This window comes from Baaleninema simplex PCC 7105, from assembly GCF_000332355.1.
GTDB classification, from domain to species: Bacteria; Cyanobacteriota; Cyanobacteriia; order Cyanobacteriales; family Geitlerinemataceae; genus Baaleninema; species Baaleninema simplex.
On sequence record NZ_KB235958.1, the window covers coordinates 396,982 to 419,264 of the forward strand.

Annotated in this window: 15 protein-coding genes; 3 read left to right on the top strand and 12 right to left on the bottom strand. The window is 54.0% G+C overall.

The window, feature by feature from the left end; genetic code table 11:
- Window positions 1-46: 46 nt before the first annotated feature.
- The 11 genes from GEI7105_RS33080 to uvrA form a co-directional block, all read right to left on the bottom strand.
- Window positions 47-3,232: a tetratricopeptide repeat protein gene (locus GEI7105_RS33080; protein ID WP_017659148.1), complete on the bottom strand. Its 3,186-nt coding sequence runs from the start codon at window positions 3,230-3,232 to the stop codon at window positions 47-49.
- Window positions 3,233-3,319: 87 nt separating this feature from the next.
- Window positions 3,320-4,021, bottom strand: a complete 702-nt coding sequence (locus GEI7105_RS0103750) for a Uma2 family endonuclease (RefSeq protein WP_017659149.1) — start codon at window positions 4,019-4,021, stop codon at window positions 3,320-3,322.
- A 296-nt stretch (window positions 4,022-4,317) separates the two neighbouring features.
- A complete protein-coding gene (locus GEI7105_RS0103760; protein ID WP_017659151.1) occupies window positions 4,318-5,709 on the bottom strand; it encodes a malic enzyme-like NAD(P)-binding protein in 1,392 nt (463 codons plus the stop codon).
- Between the two features lie 59 nt (window positions 5,710-5,768).
- Complete coding sequence (locus GEI7105_RS0103765) at window positions 5,769-7,928, bottom strand: IMS domain-containing protein (RefSeq protein ID WP_026097405.1); 2,160 nt, start codon at window positions 7,926-7,928, stop codon at window positions 5,769-5,771.
- Window positions 7,929-7,960: 32 nt separating this feature from the next.
- On the bottom strand, window positions 7,961-8,338 hold the full coding sequence (locus tag GEI7105_RS38185) for a hypothetical protein (protein WP_158413151.1): 378 nt from the start codon (window positions 8,336-8,338) through the stop codon (window positions 7,961-7,963).
- 106 nt (window positions 8,339-8,444) lie between these two features.
- A complete protein-coding gene (locus tag GEI7105_RS28935; protein ID WP_017659154.1) occupies window positions 8,445-11,540 on the bottom strand; it encodes an efflux RND transporter permease subunit in 3,096 nt (1,031 codons plus the stop codon).
- Between the two features lie 126 nt (window positions 11,541-11,666).
- Window positions 11,667-13,223: an efflux RND transporter periplasmic adaptor subunit gene (locus tag GEI7105_RS0103780; protein WP_017659155.1), complete on the bottom strand. Its 1,557-nt coding sequence runs from the start codon at window positions 13,221-13,223 to the stop codon at window positions 11,667-11,669.
- 231 nt (window positions 13,224-13,454) lie between these two features.
- Window positions 13,455-14,000: a PadR family transcriptional regulator gene (locus GEI7105_RS0103790; protein ID WP_017659156.1), complete on the bottom strand. Its 546-nt coding sequence runs from the start codon at window positions 13,998-14,000 to the stop codon at window positions 13,455-13,457.
- A gap of 190 nt (window positions 14,001-14,190) precedes the next feature.
- Entirely contained in the window at window positions 14,191-14,718 is a 528-nt protein-coding gene (locus GEI7105_RS0103795; RefSeq protein ID WP_017659157.1) for a hypothetical protein, read from the bottom strand.
- A 140-nt stretch (window positions 14,719-14,858) separates the two neighbouring features.
- A complete protein-coding gene (locus tag GEI7105_RS0103800) occupies window positions 14,859-15,386 on the bottom strand; it encodes a MarR family winged helix-turn-helix transcriptional regulator (protein WP_342662808.1) in 528 nt (175 codons plus the stop codon).
- 74 nt (window positions 15,387-15,460) lie between these two features.
- The gene (uvrA, locus tag GEI7105_RS0103805; protein WP_017659159.1) at window positions 15,461-18,397 is read right to left on the bottom strand and encodes an excinuclease ABC subunit UvrA; all 2,937 of its coding nucleotides are present in this window, start codon (window positions 18,395-18,397) and stop codon (window positions 15,461-15,463) included.
- Between the two features lie 103 nt (window positions 18,398-18,500).
- Here uvrA and GEI7105_RS0103810 point away from each other — a divergent pair, with 103 nt between their 5' ends.
- From GEI7105_RS0103810 to GEI7105_RS0103820, 3 genes are all read left to right on the top strand, one after another.
- The gene (locus GEI7105_RS0103810) at window positions 18,501-19,127 is read left to right on the top strand and encodes a class I SAM-dependent methyltransferase (protein WP_026097406.1); all 627 of its coding nucleotides are present in this window, start codon (window positions 18,501-18,503) and stop codon (window positions 19,125-19,127) included.
- Between the two features lie 119 nt (window positions 19,128-19,246).
- Window positions 19,247-19,882, top strand: coding sequence for a TenA family protein (locus GEI7105_RS0103815; RefSeq protein ID WP_017659161.1), 636 nt, complete (start codon window positions 19,247-19,249; stop codon window positions 19,880-19,882).
- 89 nt (window positions 19,883-19,971) lie between these two features.
- Window positions 19,972-21,681: a ShlB/FhaC/HecB family hemolysin secretion/activation protein gene (locus tag GEI7105_RS0103820; RefSeq protein ID WP_071591962.1), complete on the top strand. Its 1,710-nt coding sequence runs from the start codon at window positions 19,972-19,974 to the stop codon at window positions 21,679-21,681.
- A gap of 164 nt (window positions 21,682-21,845) precedes the next feature.
- On the opposite strand, the gene GEI7105_RS0103825 is transcribed toward GEI7105_RS0103820, so the two are convergent.
- Entirely contained in the window at window positions 21,846-22,241 is a 396-nt protein-coding gene (locus GEI7105_RS0103825; RefSeq protein WP_026097407.1) for a helix-turn-helix domain-containing protein, read from the bottom strand.
- Window positions 22,242-22,283 lie beyond the last annotated feature (42 nt).

Sequence of the window (22,283 nt, forward strand, 5' to 3'; positions counted from 1 at the left end):
AGTTCATCTTTAGATCCGCCTGCATTTGTTTTCTATTATACTATTATCACCTCAAACTCCGAAGACCCAAAATTCCCAAGATGAAGCAGATTGCGAATTGAGCTTTACCCTTTTGAGCAAATCGAGCGATCGATTTTTGCCACTTGGGAATCGGATAAGCCTCTAGAGGTAAATTTAGCTCTTGTAAAATCTGCTGAGCTTGATAACCTGCTTGATATCCTTCCTTCACTCTGCCAGTTAGATGATAGGCTCTCGCTAAATTTTGAAGACTCGTAGCCTCGCTCTGGCGATAGCCGATTTCCCGTGAGATGTCTAACGACTGCTGGTAGAACTCGATCGATCGTTGGAACTGCCCCAGGGAGTAGTAAGCATTGCCCAAACTGCCCAGGGAGTTCGCCTCGCCCTGGCGATCGCCGATTTCCCGTTTGATGTCTAACGACTGCTGGTGGAACTCGATCGATCGTTGGAACTGCCCCAGGGAGTAGTAAGCAGCGCCCAAACTGCCCAGGGAGATTGCCTCGCCCTGGCGATCGCCGATTTCCCGTGAGATGACTAACTGCTGCTGGTGGAACTCGATCGATCGTTGGAACTGCCCCAGGGAGTAGTAAGCAGCGCCCAAATTGCCCAGGGAGATTGCCTCGCCCTGGCGATAGCCGATTTCCCGTGAGATGTCTAAGTACTGCTGGTGGAACTCGATCGATCGTTGGAACTGCCCCAGGGAGTAGTAAGCAGCGCCCAAATTGCCCAGGGAGATTGCCTCGCCCTGGCGATAGCCGATTTCCCGTGAGATGTCTAACGACTGCTGGTGGAACTCGATCGATCGTTGGAACTGCCCCAGGGAGTAGTAAGCATTGCCCAAATTGCCCAGGGAGTTCGCCTCGCCCTGGCGATAGCCGATTTCCCGTGAGATGTCTAAGTACTGCTGGTGGAACTCGATCGATCGTTGGAACTGCCCCAGGGAGTAGTAAGCATTGCCCAAACTGGTTAACGCCGCACCAAATTTCCAGTTTTGACGATCGACCTCCGGCCAGTTTTCCACCAACTGACTGTACAATTCCATACGGGTTGAATTGTAGCCCCTTAAATCCAAAAATCGATTGACATCATCGCCATCACGAAGCGTATCAAACGCCGACTCATACGCCCCCAACTGGCAATAATGATAAAAAATCTCCAAATACTCGCTCACGTCATCGAGGCTTTCCCAGTCCCCACGCAGTTTCACCCGACTTTGATAATCAACAATCGCGCGTTGATGCGCCGCCGTCAGGTTCCCGGCTTTATGCTGCACGTAAGCCAAAACCACCTGCTGAAAATCATAAACCCGCGCTCCCTTCACCTCATCTTCCAACAGCCAAGACTGTCTCGCCAACTGTCGCAAATCCGCCGCCACTTCCCTCGGCGGTTTCTCCAACCCCGACACCGCCAACGCCATCTCCGCCTCAAACTCACCCCGCAACACGCTCGCAGAATGCAGCAGCGTTTTCGCCTCGTCACTCAACCGCCGATAACTGGCATCCAACACCGCCACAATTCCCACTTCGGCTTGACGGTGAGTTCCCTTCACGTCGGGATGCGTCAACAACTCCGGTAACGATGCCAACCCCAACTGATTTAACCGTTCCAACCGGGGATTTTGCGGCGAATCATCAACCAGCAAATCCGCCACCAACCGCAACAGCAACGGATATCCATCCACTAACCTAGAAAACTCCCTCAGTTTCGCCTCGTCGTCGGTGAGTCCCCGCCCTTTTAAAAACGCCGCACCCTCCGTTTCGCTCAACCCCGTCAACGGCGGCAACCAGTAATTAAACCCTCTCAAATTCGAGCGTTCCCGCGTCGTCACCACAACGGCGCTGTCGCTTCTCCGATTGAGCCAACCTCTAAAAAACTCATCGTAAAACGAACCGGACACAAACTGCCCGTCTCGCAAAACTGTTTCCAAGTTATCGAACACCAGCAAGCACTTCGTTTGCTGCAAACAGGACACCAAAGTACCCGGTAATGCCGTTTCAGATTCGGGAATTGGATATTGAAAATGCGCTAAAACCGCCCGCGCCACCTCAGTAAAAATTGCCCCCGCACTTACATCCGCCCAATAGCCGCGATAGTCGGCGTTTAACTCCTCAAAAACCTTTGCCGCCAAGCTAGTTTTTCCAATCCCTCCCGTTCCCTCAATTCCCATCAAGGTGATATCGGGATTTTGAATCCAGTCTTTTAACTGCTGAATTTCTAATTCTCGCCCCTGCCAGTTCGCACAAATACCACTAAAACTTCCCCCGATGAGAGCGCCACCTGTCAGCTTTCTTTGGCTGATAATGTCTTTAATCTCTTCAACATCTTCTCCGATTTCTTCTAGGCGGGTATTCACCCCCTGAAATCCCGCACGGATTTCGTCAATAATCTCCTGTTTTGCCTGTTCGATAACAACAGTAAAACCCGATTCAACTTCTCGGATTAACTGACAAAACGTTCGCTGTTGTTTTTCGATTTTACCCTTGACATTTTCTTCTAAATATGTTTCAATTGAAATGATGTCGTCTTCAGGAAATCCCGCTCTTTGAGAAGCCAAAGCGGTAATTTCCCCCATTAAATTTAACGACATCGCCGCATACGCTTTTCCGCCGCGTTCTGCATCCAACTTCAACACTTCTCGAAACGCCTGGGGAAACGTCGATCGCAGTCGAATGGCAACGATCGAAATCCAGCGATTTTTCAATTGAGTGTTGGCAGCCGCAGCCAACGCCACCACGACTTCTTCCCAAGTCTCTCGGTCGAACGCCGTCACCTGGGCGAAATCCTCAGCCTTGCGAGACATCAACTTCACCAGTTCCGTCTCGGGAATTTCGAGGGAAACATCCTCATCTTCGGTTGGCTGCGAGATCTCCAACCACTGGTTTTCGGCAACTTCCGCTAACTGCTTGAGTTTCTGCTTAAACTCAGCATCGAGGTCTTTCGTTTCTGCCAAATTGGAGAGAACGAGGCCGATCGCTTCTCCCGTGGCTTTGGCTAAATCGTGATTGGTGGTGTCTTTGTTTTCGAGGCGTTTCGCCAGTTCCCCCATGTCGTTGGCGACTAAGCCACCGAACACGCTCGACACCATCCCCGCCAACGTTCCCACAATTGCTGGGGCGGCAGTTCCTGCAAGGATTTGAGGGCAAAAGGTGGAACCGATGAGGACAGCCCCGAACAGAGCGAGGCGCGTTGGGGTTTGTCCGGGGATGAGTTTCATCGGGGAACTGAGGTAAGAAACCGGCTTTTTCAGTCCATTTTAACTGGGGGATCTTCAGCTTGGGCAAAAACCCAGTTTCTGCTGAAACTAATCTAACGTATCGGGATCGACTCCCAACTCCCGCAAACGAGCCGCCAGTTGATGAGCGCGTTGTTCGGCAGTTTCTGCCCGTTGTTCGGCTTGCTGAAGTCGCTGCTGAACGGTATTGTAGTCGAGGAACGGCGAACCATCGGGGCGATAAAGTTCCATCGTTTTGTCTTTCACTTCAAAGCGTATCCCCAAACGCGGACTCACCCAACCATCCATTTCTTCAATAATATCTAAACGCGCCATCTCGGGAACTTCCGCTTCTCCGCGCAACCAACCGGAGAGATCGTTTTTCTGGGGATCGTAAACGTAATATTCTTCGACGCCGTAATCGTTGTAAAACCAGAACTTACGCCCCATTTCTTTGAGGGTGTTTCTTGGGGACAAAATTTCAAAGACGACTTGAGGCGCGATGTCGTTTTCCTGCCATTGTTTATAAGAGCCGCGATCGCCTTTAGGGCGATCGAATGCCACCATGACATCGGGAGCTTGAGAGAGTCGATTGTTGCCTTCGACAGGATACCAGAGGAGATCGCCAGCGACGAAAACGTTGGGATTCTCGGCAAACAACCACGCGAGATTGTGATAAATTACGCTAATCCAGCGAAATTGAACGGTATTGTCTGCCATCGGTTTTTCATCACTTTCGGGGTAGACAATTTCGGGAGAAGATTGGGATTGGATCGATCGTGAAGTTACCATAGCTTTAAAGGGATTAACTTATTTAAATGGTAGACTTTAGGGTGGGCAGCTTGAAAAAATCAGTTGCGATCGGCAGTGAATTTAGCGTCCTGCCCACCCCGACAACTTTAAGATAATCGCTACGCTGAGGTTAATCTAACGCATCGGGATCGACTCCCAACTCCCGCACCAGAGTTGCGCTGATGAGAACTGCCCCGAACAGAGCGAGGCGCCTTGGAGTTTGTCCGGGGATGAGTTTCATCGAAAAATTGAGGCGAGAAACCGGGTTTGTGAGACCAAAACCCGGTTTCTCACCACTAACACTGCGCGACGCCTTCTTGACGCGCCGCCCGCTGCACCGCCGCCGAAACCGCTGTCGCCACGCGCTTGTCAAACACCGAAGGCACGATATGCTCGCGATCGAGCTGGGTTGGCGACACCAGCGACGCGATCGCACTGGCCGCTTCCAAATACATACTCGTGGTCAAATTCGAGGCGCGACAGTCCAACGCCCCGCGAAACACCCCCGGAAACGCCAAAACATTGTTAATTTGGTTGGCGTAGTCACTGCGTCCGGTGGCAATCACCGCCGCTTCGTTTTGAATGCTTTCCGGTTGAATCTCGGGAATCGGATTCGCCATGGCCATGACGATCGCATCGGAGGCCATCGTTTTCACCATATCCACCGTCAACACCCCCGGAACGCTGACGCCGACGAACACGTCCGCCCCCTTCACCGCATCAGCCAGAGTTCCACTCACCGAACTGGCAAACTCCTGTTTTTGCGGCGTCAAATCGTCCCGTTTGGTTGAAATAATCCCCCGCGAGTCGCAGAGAACAATGTCCCCAACTCCGGCTTTTCTCAACAACCGCGCGATCGCCAAACCAGCCGCGCCCGCCCCGTTCATGGCGATGCGAATCTCCGACATGGACTTATTCACCAATTTCAGCGCGTTGATCGACGCCGCTAACGTCACGATCGCCGTACCGTGTTGGTCGTCGTGAAACACCGGAATATCGAGTTCTTCCCGCAGTCGTCGTTCCACCTCAAAACAGCGAGGTGCAGAAATATCCTCTAAATTCACCCCGCCGAACACCGGCGCGATATGTTTGACAGTGGCGACAATTTCATCGACATCCTGGGTATCGAGACAAATCGGAAAGGCGTCAATTCCTGCAAACTCCTTAAACAGCATGGCTTTCCCTTCCATCACCGGAAGCGCACCGCCAGGTCCCAAATTGCCCAACCCCAACACCGCACTACCATCGCTGACGATCGCCACCGTGTTCCCCTTCATGGTCAGACTGTACACCAACTGCGGGTCGTCCGCGATCGCCCGACTGACGCGCCCCACACCGGGAGTGTACGCCATGGCCAACTCCGATTGGCTTTTCAGGGGCAAGCGACTTTGAATGTGGATTTTGCCGCCTCGGTGTAAGTTGAACGTGCGATCGAACACCTCGAGGACTTCCACCTCGTCGATCTGATTCACCACTTGGGTAATCTTTTCAGCGTGTTCCGTACTCGACGCATCCACTGTAATATCGCGCACGGAGGTTTTGCGGTTTTGTTCGACGAGATCGATTTGACCCAAATTGCCGCCCACGGAGGCGATCGACTGGACGACACTCGCTAACATTCCAGCTCGATTGGGCAGGCGAAAGCGTAAGGTCAAACTGTAGCTCGGATTGGGGGTCAGTTCTACCATTCGTAAAAAATGCGCTGGCGAAAATCGTTAACTCACCATTATTGACCGAGAACCGCCGATTATTCCACCACCCAATCTTGAATTTTCCAGGTACCGTCGCTACGGATCAGTTCGTACATCACATTGAGATTGTCGTTCCGTTCGGTAGTCGGTTGTCCCCCTTCATAAAGGGTTGCTTGCTCCCTCACCTGAGCCGTCGCCACAGCCCGATTCGGGTCGTTGGCATCGGGGGTCACGCTGCTGATGTCGAGGTCGTGCTGGTACTCCCAATACCAGCCGTTCGTTTGCGCCCGTTCTGCCAGCTCTTGCCACTCTGCCAGCGCCGGCCCTGTCAGGATTTCTTGAATTTTGTCGATTTGACGATCGCTGCCCATCGCATTCGCTTTCACGTTCAACCAGTTTTGAATCGTGGTGCGGGCTGTTTCGGTATCGATGGGGGCGTTGGGATCGATAGCGGGAAGAGTGGCGTCGGGAAGTTCTACAGGAGGCGTTGCGATGCCGATGTCTAATCCGTCGTCGTCGAGTTCGGGGCCCGAGAGTCCCAGCATCGCCGCCAAACCGCCCAAAATGCTCGTCAGGATAAAGCCCAGCAGCGCCAGTCCCAGCACTCCAACCCCGATGGCAATCATCAGGCGATCGATCTTGAGACCTTTGCGACGCGGGCGGCGTCCCCGTCGTCCCGTTCGCCGCGCCGAGGGCGGACTGTCTTCATCTAAGCCGAAGGGATTGCTCGGAGGGAGGTTGATTCCGTCCCGTCCGGGTTCGCGACTGGCAGACGCTGGCGTTCCCGTCAGTTGCCAAGACGGAGCGCTCGATCGCAGGGTTTGAGGAGAACTGAAACTCGAAGGGGCTGCCGTCGCCGTCCGACTGGCTGGGCGAGCGGTCGGAACGGCGGCCACGGCGGTCGAGTCGGGCGGGGGCAGTGCGGTTTGAGTTGCCGAAACCACCCATTGACTGGATTCTTCGGTTTCAGGCGGCAGGTTTTCGAGGTGGGTTTGAACTTGGGGATCGGCGAAATAGTCTTTGAGGGAGGCGGTTTTGTTGGCCAGATCGCGAAAGTGTGGAAAGACATCTTCTTGTAACCACCGTTCGCCGTACAAACAGAGTCCCGGCAGCAAATCCGGCGATCCTTGGGAATTTTCGCGAATGAAGGCGATGGGGCTTTCTTCTTGGGAGAGTTCTAAAGCTCGCGTCGCCTGGTCGGTTTGTCCGAGGAGGAGGGCGCAAATGGCTTGTTCGAGGCGAACGTCTTGGCGGCGACCGAGTTGGATGAGGAGGAGTTTGGCGCGGTAAATCAGTCCCGGTTGGCGTTCGGTGAAACCTCTACCGACGAGGGCGTACACGGCGAGGTATGTCGCGACGGCGGACGGACGGCGGGCTTCCATTTCAAACAGCAGTTGCTGTTCGGCGGCGGTCGTATACTGGCGCAGTTGTTGGACGAAGCGCAGGAAGTCATCGACATCGAGGCCGGAGCGATCGTCGCCAGAACCGTCGATACCGCCGCGTTCTTGAATCATGTCCCGCAGCAGTTGCAGTCCCCGCTGGCGGGGAACGTCGCGATCGAGCGGTAACGAGAGCAGTTCGAGAACGCGGTAGGGGCGGAGTTTGTAGAGATCGGCTTGCATTTCGCCTCGTACTTGAGGGAACAGTCCTTCACGCAAGAGGAGCGCTTGTCCGGCTTCGAGGGAGGAGGCCGCTCGTTCGTATTGGCTTTGTTGCCACTGCTCGCGCCCCATTTCTAAATACGCGATCGCCACGGTGAGAACGAAGTCCGCGTGAATTACCGCCTCGCTTCCCGAGAGTTCGTCCGTGGGTCGGTGGACGAGGTGGGGACGTCCCAGTTTCAACACGAGATCGTACTCGCCGAGTTCGAGGAAAATCGGCAACGCGCCGACGAGTTGCTCGTCTTCGATTTCGAGGCGGGGAGTTTGAGAGTCCCGACGCACTGCCCCCGTTCCGTTTTCGCTGGTTTCGGCGTCGGTTTCGTCGAGGTCGTAGGTTTTAGAGAGAAAGGTGGCGTCGTATCTCGCCCGTCCGTCGGGGTCGCAGAGAACGGTGTAGGCTTCGTCGATCAGTTGTTTGCGAGCGCGAACGGCTATCTCGGAATACTCCCGACGCGGCAGTTGTCGAGAGCGATCGTGATAGGCTTGTTGGATCTGTTCGGCCGTCGCTTGAATCGGCAAGCCGAGAATTCGATAGTAATCGAGTGGAATTAGCACGGCGCTCCACTTCCCCAAAGGTGAAACCGAGTCTAACCTATGGTATCTGACAACTGGTGGAATTGCGTAACGTTCGCACGGCAGATGGGAAAGAGTTGAGGGCGATCGCTCGAACTTAGCGAAGGTTGGGCGATCGCAACGGGAAATTCTAAGCGGGACACGGCAAGATCGGCGATCGATCGGTTAAGGCAACGGCGTATTTCTGACGGTGACTTGCACTGAGACCTCGATGCGATCGCCGAAACAATTTCTCGGCGATCGATGCTTCCCCAGTTTCGACCTACTGTCTGAGTCTCTCCAGCGATCGTCTGCTCTGGCTGATACTGACCCGAGTTGGCAATCTGTATTGTCGTTGTCGGGGCGATCGCACGATGCGAATTCCAACAAAACGAGCGAAAAATCGAACACACACCGATCGCAACATCCCCTTTAAAAGAAAATCCCCTTCTTCCGTTTCCAGAAGAAGGTGGAGGGTTGAGACAAACTTAAAAAACAGAGAAAATTCAAACGCGAAACTTAGGTTTCCGGCGTCAAATGAAGCGATTTCACCAAGCGTTTCTGAGCCGCATTAGCCATAACGTAAAACACGGGAACCACGTACAAACTCAACAGGGTCGAAACTAACATTCCACCGACAACGGACATTCCGATGGAAACCCGACTCGCCGCCCCAGCACCAGAGGCAAACGCCAGTGGCAACAATCCGAAAATCGTCGAGAACGCCGTCATCAAAATCGGTCGAAATCGAATTTTTCCTGCTTCTAAAACTGCGCGAGAAATCGACATTCCCGCTTCTCGTTTCTGGTTGGCAAATTCAACGATGAGAATTGAGTTTTTCGTCGCCAAACCGATGAGCATGATCGCCCCAATTTGACTGTAAATATTGAGATCGAGCCGGGCCAACCACAACGCCCCGAACGCTCCCAACAGCGACAGGGGAACTGCCAATAACACGACAACGGGATCGAGATAACTCTCGAACTGCGCCGCCAACACCAAGAAAATAAACGCCAGCGCCAAAGCGAAAATAAACGATGTGGCTTCTCCTGCTTCGGCGAACTCCAACGATTGACCCGTCAACCCAGTCGTGATGCTGTCGGGAACCACTTCGTCCGCTAACGTCTCCAACGCCGTTAACGCCTGACCCAGACTGTAACCCGGAGCGGGACTCGCCTCGATGGTAGCCGATCGAAACCGTTGGTAGTGTTCGATTTGCGGTGGCGTCGTGGTGGTATCGAGGGTCACGACATTCCCCAGCGGAACCACAGCCCCGTCTTGGGTGCGAATATAGAGTTCGTTGATATCCTCGGGACTCATGCGGAAGCTGTCTTCGGCTTGCACCACCACCTCGTAACGGCGATTTCCTCGGTTGAAGTTGGTGATTTCCTGACTGCCGAGGAGAATTTGCAGGGTGCTGGAAATATCCCGCGCTGTAATTCCCAATTCCGCTGCTTTTTTGCGATCGATTTCGATCGTCAACTCCGGTTGCGTCAGCTTCAACGTCGTATCGGCGTTGACCAACTCGGGGAGTTGGTTCGCTCGCTGCGCCAAGTCTCCCGACACCTGCGCCAACTCTTCTAAATCGTTTCCCTGTAACACGAACTGCACCGGTTGACCGAATCCCGCACCGGGAAGGGACGGCGGGTTGATGGGAAACACTAAAGCGCCTGTAATGCCAGCGAACTTCCCGAAAAACTGACCGATGAGTGCCTGTTGCGACTGTTGGGGTTCGGTTCGTTCGTCCCAAGGCTGTAAGCGAACGAAGGTAATCCCCTGGTTGACCTGTCCCGGCGCACCGCCACCGAACGCCCCGACGCTGAAGTAATACTTCACTTCTGGGGTGTTTTCGTAGACGGCTTCGACTTGGCGCATCACTTCGTCCGTATAGTCGATCGTCACCCCTTGCGGCGCGCGCACGAAGGTAAAAATCCGTCCTCGGTCTTCCGTGGGCAGAAATTCTTTGGGAAGCTGGGAAAACAACAGTGCTACTAATGCCAGGGAGATGAAAAAGCCGATAACGACTAACCCTTTCAGGGATAAGACCCCGCGCAGCGTACGGGCGTAAAAGTTGGCCAGACCGTTGAGGGCGTCTTCAACTTTATCGAACACCCAGCCGTGAAGCTGACTGTCGTGTTTGAGAATGCGCGCGGATAGGGAGGGGGCTAGGGTCAAGGCGACAAACGAGGAGATAATCACCGATCCGGCTAGGGTCAAGGCGAACTCGGTAAACAGCCGTCCGGTGGTTCCGGTAGAGAAGCCCACGGGAAGAAACACCGCCACCAACACCACGGTCGTTGCGATGACGGCGAAGACCACTTCTTTTAAGCCGTGCGTCGCCGCATGGTAGGGTTTCATGTCTTCTTCTTCGATGTAGCGGACGATGTTTTCTAGAACCACGATGGTATCGTCCACCACCAACCCCGTCGCCAAAGTCAACGCAAACAGCGTCAGGGTATTGACGGAATAGTCGAGGAAGAACATGACGCCGAACGCGCCGATCAGCGAGACGGGAATCGTCACCGCCGGAACGATGGTCGCTCGCCAGTCCCGCAGGAAGAAGAAAATAACGAGAATGACCAGAAAAACGGCGAGATACAGGGAAGTCCAGACTTCTTCGATCGCCAGTTCTACGAATTCTGAGTTATCGACGGCGACTTCGTAATCGATACCGGGGGGAAATTGCGGCTGGAGTTGTTTCATTTTCTCTCGCACCCCGGCCGCGACTTCTAGGGTGTTCGCGGCTGAAAGCTTGACGACGCCCAATCCCACCGCCGGCCGACCGTTGAAGCGCACGAACGATCGCTCGTCTTCTGCGCCGATTTCTGCACGTCCGATGTCTTTGAGCCGGACTTGGGTTCCGTCGGGATTCGTGGCAACGACCAGTTCTTCGTATTCTTGGGGATTTTGCAACCGCCCTAATGTCCGCACGGAAAATTCCGATCTTTGACCTTCGATGCGTCCGCTGGGAATTTCGACGTTTTCTCGACGCAGGGCGTCTTCGAGGTCTAAGACGGTTAAGTTTCGCGCGGCCAAGCGTTGCGGGTCGATCCACAGTCGCATGGCGTACCGCCGTTCGCCCCCGATAATGACGCTACTGACGCCATCGACGCTTTCGAGGGCGTCTACGACGAAGCGATCGGCGTAATCGCTCAACTCGAGGGTCGTGACGCCGTCTTCTTTACCGTATAAGGCAAACCAAACAATCGGAGAGGAGTCTCCCGATTCTTTCCGAATTACGGGCGATTCGACGTCGTCGGGCAACTCTCCCACGGCTTGCGAGACGCGACTGCGGACTTCTTGAGCGCCCACGTCGATATCTTCTCCGAGGTCGAACTGAACGGTAATGGAACTGACCCCTTCGCGACTTTCTGAGGTGAGGGTTTTAATGCCTTCGACCCCGTTAATTTCGGCTTCGAGAATTTCCGTGACTTCGGTTTCGACGACCCGAGGGTTCGCGCCGGGATAAACGGCGGTGATGCTCACTACGGGTGGATCGATGCTGGGGTATTCCTGAACGGGAAGACGACCGTATCCCACTAATCCGATCAGGACGATCAGCAACGAACACACCGACGCAAAAACGGGTCTCTTAATAAAAAAATTAGAAAACATCGGCGGTGTAGCCTTTACAAATTATGTTTTATGTGTTATGGAGCAGATTTTTTGGGCGGTGTGAGTCCTTTCGGGAAGAGTGAAGACAGCGAACGGGTAACCGTTTCTCCCCCTCTCCCTTGCTCCTCATCTCACCATCTCTCCCTCTCCGCCGACCGGCATAATCGGCAATCCGTCGGCGAGTTTTTGCAGTCCCGATACGACAATGCGATCGCCGGGATTCAATCCTTCGACAATTTCGGTGCGATCGCCTTGAGAAATCCCGAGTTCCACGGCTTGACGCTTGGCTGTCACGTTTTCCCCGCTCCCCTCGGCCACGAAGACAAACCGTCGTTCGCCTTGGAAAATAATCGCCGTCGTCGGCACCACTACCGTTCCCGGCCGTTCGCGCCAGATGACTCGCGCCCGCACGAACTGGCGATCGCGCAGCGTACCGTCTCTGTTTTCAAAGGTGACTTTCACCAGAACGGTTTGGGATTCGTCGTTGACTTGCGGCGAAATAAAACTGACGCGTCCGAGGGCTAACGGAGTCAGACTTCCCGCTGCGTCGAACACTTCTACGGGAAGCCCCAAGCGCAACTCGTCAGTTCGTTCGAGGGGAATCGACAGCCGTAACTCTAGGGTTTGGTTCTGCGTCAGGGAGGCGAAGACATCGCCACGACTGAGGTAATCTCCCACTTTCACGGGAATGTCGCCGATCGTTCCGTTAAAGGGGGCGATAATTGCCGTATCTTGCAATCGCACTCGCGCCGATTCGACGTCCGCCTGTGCCGATTCGACATCCGCTTGCGCTCGATCGATATCTTCGACACGGGCGCCGTTTTCCAGTTCCCGCAGCTCCTGACGGCGTTCTTCGACTAACGCAGACAGGCGATCGATATCGATATCTTGTCCGGCTTGCAACTCTTGTAACGCTTCCTCGGCTTCTCGCAACGCCGCCACAGCCGTACGGTAGCGTTCTTCTCGTTCGTCGAGTTCGTCGGTCGAGACGGCGCCTCGGGCTTCGAGGAGGCGGTAGCGTTGGATGCGCTCTTCTGCCAAGTTGACAGTGGCTCGAGCGGACTCGAGACGGGCCCGAGCTTGGGAAATTTCCGCCGGACTCACACCAGAACGGGCGTTTCGCAGGTCGGCTTCGGCTTGTTGCAGGCGAGCGCGAGCCTGGGCGATTTGTTCTTCGCGGGTTCCGGCTTGCAATTCGGCCAGTTCGGCTTCAGCTCGGCGCACGTCTGCTCTGGCTTGGGCGATGTCGGCTTCGACGGAACGGGGATCGAGCTGAGCGAGAACTTCCCCCTGTCCCACCTCGTCGCCGGGACGCACGTAAACTTCAACCAGTTCGCCGTTGGCTTCGGCCCGCAGCGTGGCAGTTTGCTGGGCTTCTAGGGTACCTACGAATTCGGTGGAATCTTCGACGCTGGAGGTTTCGACGGTGTCGAGCTGTACGGGGGTCGGCGGCGGACCGGAAGCTTGTTCGGTACTGGCGCCTCGGCGCGACTGCCACCACTGCCAGCCGAGAAATCCACCGCCTCCGGCCAGAAGCACGATCGCGACGATCGCGATTCCCCACCGAGGCGGTTTGGGGGACGGAGGACGATCGAACGGACTCGAGGAGGACTCTTCCGTTGCCGAAGAGTCCGGCGATCGATCTTCGGTTGAAATTGTGGATTCGGGTAGTTGGGTAGACATCTCTATCGCACCTCAAGATCGTTGACAGACAGATTTAGGACAGGGGCGGATTCGGGTAACACATGATATCGCGAATATACTACAAATTGTATTATGGCCTGCCAAGCGCAGTCGCTCTGGAGATCTAAAAAAAATTCGCAAGCCAATCTTTCGAGCCATACGATCGCCGTCAGATCGGCTCTCGGTGTTGGACGCGAACCGATCTCGAATTTGAAACAAAACTCTCAAACGTTAGGTTCGAGCGGAAGATTGTAATTCTTCGACCTCTCGAACCGATTCCTGGGCGAGCTGTTGTTTCAACCATGCGACTTCTCGCTCGAGCATCTCGAGATGTCGCTCTACGGCAGCTTGATGGTAGCGATCGTCGGGGAAATCCTGGGAATCGACGTATTCGCGGCGTGTCTGACAGGCTCTCAGGCGATGTTGAATGAGTTTGACCCGGTTTTCCAGTTCGAGATCCTCAAAAAAGACGAACTTCACCATAAAGCGCGCTCGACTTTTGACCCAGCTATCTTGAGGCTGTTCGAGCATTTTTTCCCGCCAGCGATCGCGCCCTTTTTGGGTGATGGCGTAGATTTTGCGTGTCGTTCCGGCATCGCCCGCTTCTTCAGTTAACGTATGGATGTATCCTCGCTCTTCGAGACGGTGCAACAAGGGGTAAATTGCGCCGTAGTTTACACTGATACAACTGCTCATGAACAGCTCTAGCTTTTGCTTTAGGCGATAGCCGTGCAGGGGTTCCCGTTGCAGTAAACCGAGAGCTGACAACTCAAGCATATATATCAGATTGATATGACTGGGCTGTCAACAGTATAGCGAATTTTGCCAAAAAGGGAAGTGTTTGCGATCGCCCAAACGTCGGTATCGCCTATCTCAGAGCATTGCTACCCGACTATCAAACGATAAAAACTCGGACTCGATGGCGTTCGATGCGCCCCTGACTCGCCGTGCCGTTTGCGATCGTCGCTCAACGGCTCTCCGTCTTTAAAGAGGATTTTAGAGTGCGTCTTCCCCACGGTTTCAATACGGAAATGCCGATAATTACCAGGAGAAGAACCACTTGAAACGCACTACCCCACAATACCGCTCGGGTATCGAATTGATAGATCGGATCGATGGCGGCTTGCAATCCTTCGAGAGCGGAGAGCCGTTCGGCGGTATGACTCCAGGGAAATAGTAAGCCCGTTCCAAACCCAATTAACGCCGTGGTCAAACCCCATTTCGCCATCACCCAGTAAAACTTGGTAAAGCCGTAATTCGTGACCCAGCAAAGAGCGGTTGCGGTGACGACCGCTCCAATAGCAGAGGGAATGACAATCCAATCGTCGAGTAAATTCGCCGCAGCATGGAAAGCGGTTGTCTCTGCGACGTCTGTAGCCTGTTGGTTCTTTAACGACAACAGAAAGATGCTGACCACGGAGCCAGTCCACAGGGCGGCAAAGCTAACGTGGGCTGACAACAACCAGTTTTTCTGACGAACGTTCAATTTAGGCATTGCGACCTCCTTCTCGGGCATTTGACGGTTGCAGCAAGTTGAAGCCACCGGTCAACGCGACTCGAGGTATAAATTTAATAGGTTAATAATCAATATATTAAGTATTTTTCAAGCCGTCAAGCTCACTCGAGTTTCGAGGTTTAAAACAAGTTGGCTACGATGCGATCGAGAACGCGCGAAACGACCTCCCGATCGGCGTTCGGGACATTTTGCGTTGCTTTAGCGATCGTCTCGGCAGCGATCGGCGGCAGAACGGTCGCGAGTCGTTTTCCCTCCGCCGTCAGCCAAATTCTGACAATGCGTCGATCCTTAGAATCGCGCTCGCGATGGACGAGATTGCGTTCCTCCATGCGATCGACCACCCCCGTTAGCGTCGCCCCCAACTGCTTGAGCTTGTCGGCAATGCCCGAGGTCGAAAGCCCGTCTTCTTCCCACAGACAGCACAGCACCAGATAGTGAAACGGAGTTAAGCCGTGGGGTTCCAGGCGATCGAGGAACTCGCGATACATCAGTTGAGAGGCCAGCTTGAGCTTATATCCTAGATTGTACGGAGCGAGACAATCTCGCCATTGCTGAATAAACTCAGAATCAGAAGAAGAACCGGGCATGGGCGATCGCAATTCAATACCGCAACGATTGTACTGGGTTGTCGCCAAGAGAAGAGACATCCTCCCGGTTTGACGACAAACTGACAAATGTGAGGGAGAACTCAGCACGAGACAAGATCCTCCCAAGAACAAGCTCAACTGTCCTTCGCCGGATATTGCTGCAACGCCTCCCGTAAATATTGCCCCGTATGAGATTCCGTCACCTCCGCCACCGCTTCGGGCGTCCCACAGGCGACGATTTCACCGCCCCGTTCTCCACCTTCGGGGCCTAAATCTACCACCCAATCCGCACAGCGAATCACGTCTAAATTGTGTTCGATGACCAAAATTGAATTTCCCTTATCTACCAAACGCTGCATCACGTTCAATAACTGGTGAACGTCGTAAAACGACAACCCCGTCGTCGGTTCGTCGATTAAATACAACGTTTTCCCCGTGGCGCGACGGGATAACTCCGACGCTAACTTCACCCGCTGCGCCTCGCCTCCCGAAAGCGTGGGGGCGGGTTGTCCGAGGTGGATATATCCCAATCCGACGTCTAACAGAGTTTGCAGGCGACTGGCGGCGCGGGGGATGTTCTCGAAAACGCCCAAGGCTTCCTCGACGGTCATGTTCAGCACGTCGGAAATCGAATGACCTTTATATTTGACCTGCAAGGTTTCTCGGTTGTATCGCGCCCCCTTACAGACATCGCACTGAACGTAAACGTCGGGGAGAAAGTTCATCGAAATCACGTTGACCCCTTGTCCGCCGCAGGCTTCGCAGCGTCCCCCTTTGACGTTGAAGGAAAACCGCCCCGGTTTGTAGCCTCTGGCTTTGGCTTCCACGGTTTCGGCGAAGACTTGGCGGATGCTGTCGAAAATTCCCGTGTAGGTGGCGGGGTTGGAACGAGGCGTGCGTCCGATGGGGGATTGGTCGATGACGATGACTTTATCGACGACTTCTTTGAGGGGTTTCTTTTTCCCGGCTTTGACGTTCAGTTCTCCGAGACCTGTGGGTAGGGGAACGCGGCGCGTAATATGGTGTTGCAGGGCTGGATAAAACAGTTCGTTGACGAGGGTAGATTTCCCCGATCCCGACACTCCGGTCACGCACACCAGTTTTCCGAGGGGAATTTCGACGTCGATATGTTTGAGGTTGTTGCGGTGGGCGTTTTTGAGTACGATCGCCCGTCCGTTTCCAGGGCGGCGTTCGGCGGGCGTTTCGATGACGCGGCGACGGCCGAGATAGGCCCCGGTCATGGAGTTTTCTGCTTTGAGGAGATCGTTTAAATCCCCTTGGGCTACGATTTCGCCGCCGTGAACTCCCGCCCCCGGACCGATATCGACGATGCGATCGGCGCTGCGGATGGTTTCTTCGTCGTGTTCGACGACGATCAAGGTGTTTCCTAAATCACGGAGTTTGGTGAGAGTTCGCAGCAGGCGACCGTTATCTCGCTGGTGGAGTCCGATGCTGGGTTCGTCGAGGACGTAGAGAACGCCAGTTAATCCCGAACCGATTTGGGTGGCGAGGCGGATGCGTTGGGCTTCTCCACCGGAGAGACTGGTGGCCGATCGATCCAACGTTAGGTATTCTAAGCCCACGTCGATGAGAAACTGGAGGCGGGCGCGAATTTCCCGCAACACCAACTCGGCGATTTTCGCCTGACGATCGCTCAATTCCAGGTGTCCGACTCGTTCCAAGCTGGTTTCGATGGAAACGTTCGTCAAATCGGTAATGTTGTACTGTCCGACGCGCACCGCCAAAGATTCGGGTTTGAGGCGTTTTCCGCCGCAGCGATCGCAGACTTTATCGACGAGATACTGTTCGAGTTTGTCCTTAATTGGCTCGGAAGAGGTTTCTTCGTACTGGCGTTGTAAGATCGCTAGCACGCCTGAAAAATGGCGGTAGTAGCCGCGATTTTCCTGATAGCGCGAATCGGTTTCGACCCAAATGGGATCGGGTGCGCCGTAGAGAATAACTTTTTGTTGTTCCGGCTTTAGTTGGTTCCAAGGGGTGTTTAGCTCGAAGCCAAAGGCTTGTCCGACGCTGTAGAGTAGCGAGAGGTAATACGTGTTGTCTTTTTCCGACCAGGGAGCGATCGCACTGTAAACGGCGGCGGTGGGGTCGGGAATCACCAGTTCCGCCGAAAACATTCGCGAACTTCCCAAGCCGTGACAGGCCGGACAAGCCCCGTAAGGGGAGTTGAAGGAGAACAGACGGGGCGAGAGTTCTTCCATCACCGCCCCGTGTTCGGGACAGGCGAAGTTTTCAGAAAAGACGATTTCCTGGGGACGGTCTTCGTTGGGGAGTTGCGCCGAGATCGCGGCGACGCCGTTGGCTTGTTGGAGTGCGGTGGAGAGGGAGTCGGCGAGGCGTTCTTGAATTCCCTCTTTTTTGACGAGGCGATCGACGACAATTTCGATATCGTGGCTGTAATTTTTATCGAGTTCGATTCCGTCGCTGAGATCGCGGATCTCGCCATCGACGCGCACGCGCACGAAGCCCTGGGAGGTTAAACTCGAAAGGAGCTTTTTGTGAGTTCCTTTTTTGCCTCGGACGACGGGGGCGAGAATTTGGAACTTGGTGCGATCGGGGAGGTCGAGAACGCGATCGCACATCCAGTCGATGCTTTGGGGCGCGATAGAGCGATCGCAGTGAGGACAGTGGGGTTCTCCGGCGCGTCCGAAGAGTAAGCGCAGGTAGTCGTAAATTTCCGTCACCGTTCCCACGGTCGATCGCGGGTTGTGGGAGGTCGACTTTTGGTCGATGGAGATGGCCGGACTCAAGCCTTCGATGGATTCGACGTCGGGTTTGTCGAGTTGTCCGAGGAACTGACGGGCGTAGGCGCTGAGGGATTCGACATAACGGCGCTGTCCCTCGGCGAAAATGGTATCGAAGGCGAGGGAGGATTTCCCCGAACCCGAGACGCCTGTAAAGACGATGAGGCGATCGCGTGGAAGGTCGAGATCGATGTTTTTGAGGTTGTGTTGGCGCGCTCCCCGAATGCGAATCGCGTTTTGTAAACTCGGAGAGAGACCATTTTGAGAAATGTTGCTGAGGGGTTCGGGAGTCTTCGCGCGTCGTGCCATATCGACCTTCGATACAATCGTTTACATTTTACGATAACGGTTTCCCCGATGGGCGACCCCGCGATCGCTGTCTTCTCTAATTATTGAATTTGAATTGAATTTGATGAATATCGAGCAATATTACGATACTTGGGCCTCAACCTACGATACCGTAGAAAACAGAACGCGAGATCTCGATGCGATCGCCGTGCGATCGACCTTTGCCAACGCCCGTTTTTCAACGATTCTCGAAGCCGGTTGCGGAACCGGAAAAAATACAAGTTTTTGGCTCGAAATTTGCGATCGCGCGATCGCCTTAGATTTTTCTTCCGAAATGCTGGCAGAAGCCCAGAAAAAACTCAACTCTCCCAACCTTGAATTTCAGGTTGCCGATATTTCTAAACCCTGGGAAATTGGCGATCGCACCGTCGATCTCGTGACTTTCAATCTCGTTCTCGAGCATATTCAGGACTTAAAACCTATCTTTCGAGAAGCGTCACGAGTCCTCAAGCCATCGGGGAAACTCTTCGTTTGCGAGCTGCACCCAACTCGGCAATATTTAGGCGGTCGCGCGGAGATAAAAACAACATCGAACACCCTCCAAATCCCCAGTTACGTCCACCCTATTTCTGATTTTATCGAAAGTGCAGAAGAGTGTGGATTTTCTCTCGAGCGTCTCAAAGAATGGTGGAGCGATCGCGATCGAAACAAGCCCCCTCGGTTACTATCTCTGCTCTGGACTAAATCTTGAAATGACTTGCAAAAATTGGTTCGATTCTCTAGATTAGAACTCAAATTTCAGATCGGTTTAACCGTTGCGATCGCGCTCTAGTCCCGTCCGAATCGGACTTTAAAATTTAATACATAAAAATGATTTTTTGTCAAGACCTTATCGAGCGGCATCCTCAACTGTGGCACAATGCCACGCACCATCCGTTTCTCGATGCCTGCCAATCGGGGACGATCGGCCCAGAACAGTTCGACACCTGGCTCGTCCAAGACTATCAATTTGTCGTCGAGTTTACCCGCTTTCTCGCCAACGTTCTCACCGGCGCTCCCGTCGAACACTTCGATGTTTTGCTAGGGGGATTAGTGGCGATAAAAGATGAATTGAACTGGTTTCGCGAGAAAGCCCGCGAACGGGGGTTGACCCTGCAAGCCGACAAACACCCCACCGGCGAAGCGTATACTCAGTATTTAGCCAGTTGGGAAGTCAAACCGTACCCCGTCCGAGCCACTGCGTTGTGGGCGATCGAGCTGGCCTACAATCAAGGATGGCAGCTTCCGGGTAAAATGGCCTCGCCTTACGACGAATTCGCCGATCGCTGGGGAAATCCAGAGTTTACAGAATACGTCAAACATCTAGAACGCCAAGCAGACGAAAGCCTGCAAGCGGCCTCCGAACCGGTACAGCAACAAGCCGAAGCGGTGTTTCGAGAGGTGGCGCGGTTGGAACGGGAGTTTTGGCAGATGGCGTTTGCGAGTCCGTCGGAAAATTTCGCATAAATTAAAAAAATTACGTTTCCGGTTTGTGCGTCGGGACAGCGAACGGTACAGAGTAGAGGAATGGTCGTTCTCTGTTAGCAACGACGCAGATGGAAAATGGGCTTGTGGTGGTGAGGCGTTTTCTTGAGTTTGTGGGGATTGTATGGGGATGGACAGCCATCGCCGGGCTGTCTGACGTATCCGCCCAACCCGTCCCCCCGATCGCCCCCGATCTCCCACCCCTTCCAGATCGGTTTCCTGCCACTGACGATATTTTAGACCTGCCAGATCTCCCGTCGCCGGAAGCTTCCGATCCGTCTCAACTGACGTCGGACGAGGCGATCGCCGTTCGAGAAATTCGCGTGTTGGGAAATACGGTGTTTTCCGAAGAAGACCTCGCGCCAATTCTCTCGTCCTATTTAGGTCGGCGCGTATCCTTCGAGGAACTCATCGCCCTGAGAACGGCGATTACCGATTTGTACGTCCGTCACGGTTACACCACCTCGGGGGCGTTCGTTCCGCCGCAGGATGTCACCGAGGGAATCGTCCGAGTGCAGGCGGTCGAAGGTCGGTTAGAGGCGATCGAAATTGAGGGATTAGAGCGAATTTCCGATCGCTACGTGAGAAATCGCATTCGCCGCGCCAGCCAGCCGCCGTTGAACCTATCTCAGTTAGAAGCGGCGTTACAACTGCTGCAACAAGATCCCGCCATCGACACCGTTCGGGCCGAACTCACCGCCGGAAGTGCGCCGGGTTTGAGTCGGTTGCGGTTGACCCTCGAAGAAGCCTTTCCCCTCAACGGGACGCTGTGGGTGGAAAACCGGGATTCTCCCAGTGTGGGATCGATTCGCGGTTCGGTGAGTTTACAAGGAAACAGTTTGTTGGGAGTCGGCGATCGCCTCTCGGGAGAGTTGGGAATTACCGAAGGGGTGACCGAGGGATTCGTGGATGTCGCAATTCCCGTCAACGCCCAGAATACGGAACTGCGAGCGTTTTACCGACGGGTGGGAAGTCGCGTCGTCGAAGACCCTTTCGATCGCTTGGATATTCGATCGACTGAGGAAGAGTTTCGGTTGGGAGTGATGCAGCCGTTGATAGAAACGCCTAATCGGGAGTTCGCGGTGGGGGCGTCTTTGGGATTGCAGCGATCGCGGACGTTTATTTTCGACGACGAACCGTTTTCGTTTTCTGAGGGGCCTGAAGAGGGGCGATCGAACGTGACGGCGTTGCGGTTGACTCAGGAGTGGACGAGTCGATCGCGGTATGAAGTTTTGGCGGCGCGATCGCAGCTGACGTTTGGGTTAGATTTGTTCGACGCCACCTCCAACGACGACGCCCCCGACGGTGCGTTTTTCGCCTGGTTGGGACAGTTTCAGTGGGTGCGATCGCTCGGTGGCGATACGTTATTGATTACTCGCCTGGCCACGCAACTGTCAACGGATGAATTACTTCCCATCGAGCAGTTTAGCGTCGGCGGCCCGACGACAGTTCGCGGTTATTTGCAAAATCAGCGAGTCGGCGACAGCGGCGTGGTGGGTTCGGTGGAGTTGCGGGTTCCAGTTCTCCGCGATCCCGGAGGGTGGGGAACGGTTCAATTAACGCCGTTTGTGGATGTGGGGACGGTGTGGAATTTAGGGAGCGATCGCGAGGTGCCAAGTCCGAGTACGCTTGTGGGAACGGGGATCGGGTTACGGTGGGAGTTATCGCAGGAGTTATCCGCGACAGTGACTTGGGGAATTCCGCTCGTTGAAGTGAGCGATCGGGGCGATTCGTTGCAAGCCGACGGAATTTACTTTTTCATTCGCTACAATCCGTTTTGAAACGGAATCTGTTTTCGAGTGGCTGGATTGGAAAAATTTTTCACCACAGAGGACACAGAGTTTTTTGGCAATGGGATGAGAAACCGCTGTTCTCAAACAGGATTGAATATGAGAGGGTTTTGAGATCGAATCGTTCTCCCGTCCGTCAAGTTATTTCATTTACTTCATAAAAACAAGGCAGGAGAAACGTTAAATCGCTTGCCTAATGCCTTGGCTTGAGCTTTGCTAATACTTCGTTTGCGGTTGAAGACTTCCGACGCAATTCCTTTCGAGCCAAAGACATCGAGCAAGTCTTTTTGTTTTAGGTCGTTAGCGCGAACCAGTTCCTCTAAAATATCGTGAGAATCGGCGATATCTTCGACTGGACAAGTTCGTTTTTCGTAATCTTCTACTAAAATCGCTAACAATTCTAGCATCGACGCTTCGGCTTCTGTGATTTGCGTTTCGTCGATGTCCATGAGCCGATCGATCTCCATCAAAAACCGTTCTTTTTCAGCGTCAGTCTGGATGGGTTTTGGCTCGATTTGGGTCAGTAAATTTTGGTATAGTGTTGCATTCATGGTTCGAGCGTCTCGTGTTCTGTTTTCGGGCAACAGATTCAT

Coding starts and splice junctions, on each gene's coding strand:
- GEI7105_RS0103790 (WP_017659156.1), bottom strand. CDS start 14,000: ATGCTTGAGTTGTCAGCTCTCGGTTTACTGCAACGGGAACCCCTGCAC.
- GEI7105_RS0103760 (WP_017659151.1), bottom strand. CDS start 5,709: ATGGTAGAACTGACCCCCAATCCGAGCTACAGTTTGACCTTACGCTTT.
- GEI7105_RS0103795 (WP_017659157.1), bottom strand. CDS start 14,718: ATGCCTAAATTGAACGTTCGTCAGAAAAACTGGTTGTTGTCAGCCCAC.
- GEI7105_RS0103750 (WP_017659149.1), bottom strand. CDS start 4,021: ATGGTAACTTCACGATCGATCCAATCCCAATCTTCTCCCGAAATTGTC.
- uvrA (WP_017659159.1), bottom strand. CDS start 18,397: ATGGCACGACGCGCGAAGACTCCCGAACCCCTCAGCAACATTTCTCAA.
- GEI7105_RS28935 (WP_017659154.1), bottom strand. CDS start 11,540: ATGTTTTCTAATTTTTTTATTAAGAGACCCGTTTTTGCGTCGGTGTGT.
- GEI7105_RS0103825 (WP_026097407.1), bottom strand. CDS start 22,241: ATGAATGCAACACTATACCAAAATTTACTGACCCAAATCGAGCCAAAA.
- GEI7105_RS0103810 (WP_026097406.1), top strand. CDS start 18,501: ATGAATATCGAGCAATATTACGATACTTGGGCCTCAACCTACGATACC.
- GEI7105_RS0103780 (WP_017659155.1), bottom strand. CDS start 13,223: ATGTCTACCCAACTACCCGAATCCACAATTTCAACCGAAGATCGATCG.
- GEI7105_RS0103800 (WP_342662808.1), bottom strand. CDS start 15,386: ATGTCTCTTCTCTTGGCGACAACCCAGTACAATCGTTGCGGTATTGAA.
- GEI7105_RS33080 (WP_017659148.1), bottom strand. CDS start 3,232: ATGAAACTCATCCCCGGACAAACCCCAACGCGCCTCGCTCTGTTCGGG.
- GEI7105_RS0103820 (WP_071591962.1), top strand. CDS start 19,972: ATGGAAAATGGGCTTGTGGTGGTGAGGCGTTTTCTTGAGTTTGTGGGG.
- GEI7105_RS0103815 (WP_017659161.1), top strand. CDS start 19,247: ATGATTTTTTGTCAAGACCTTATCGAGCGGCATCCTCAACTGTGGCAC.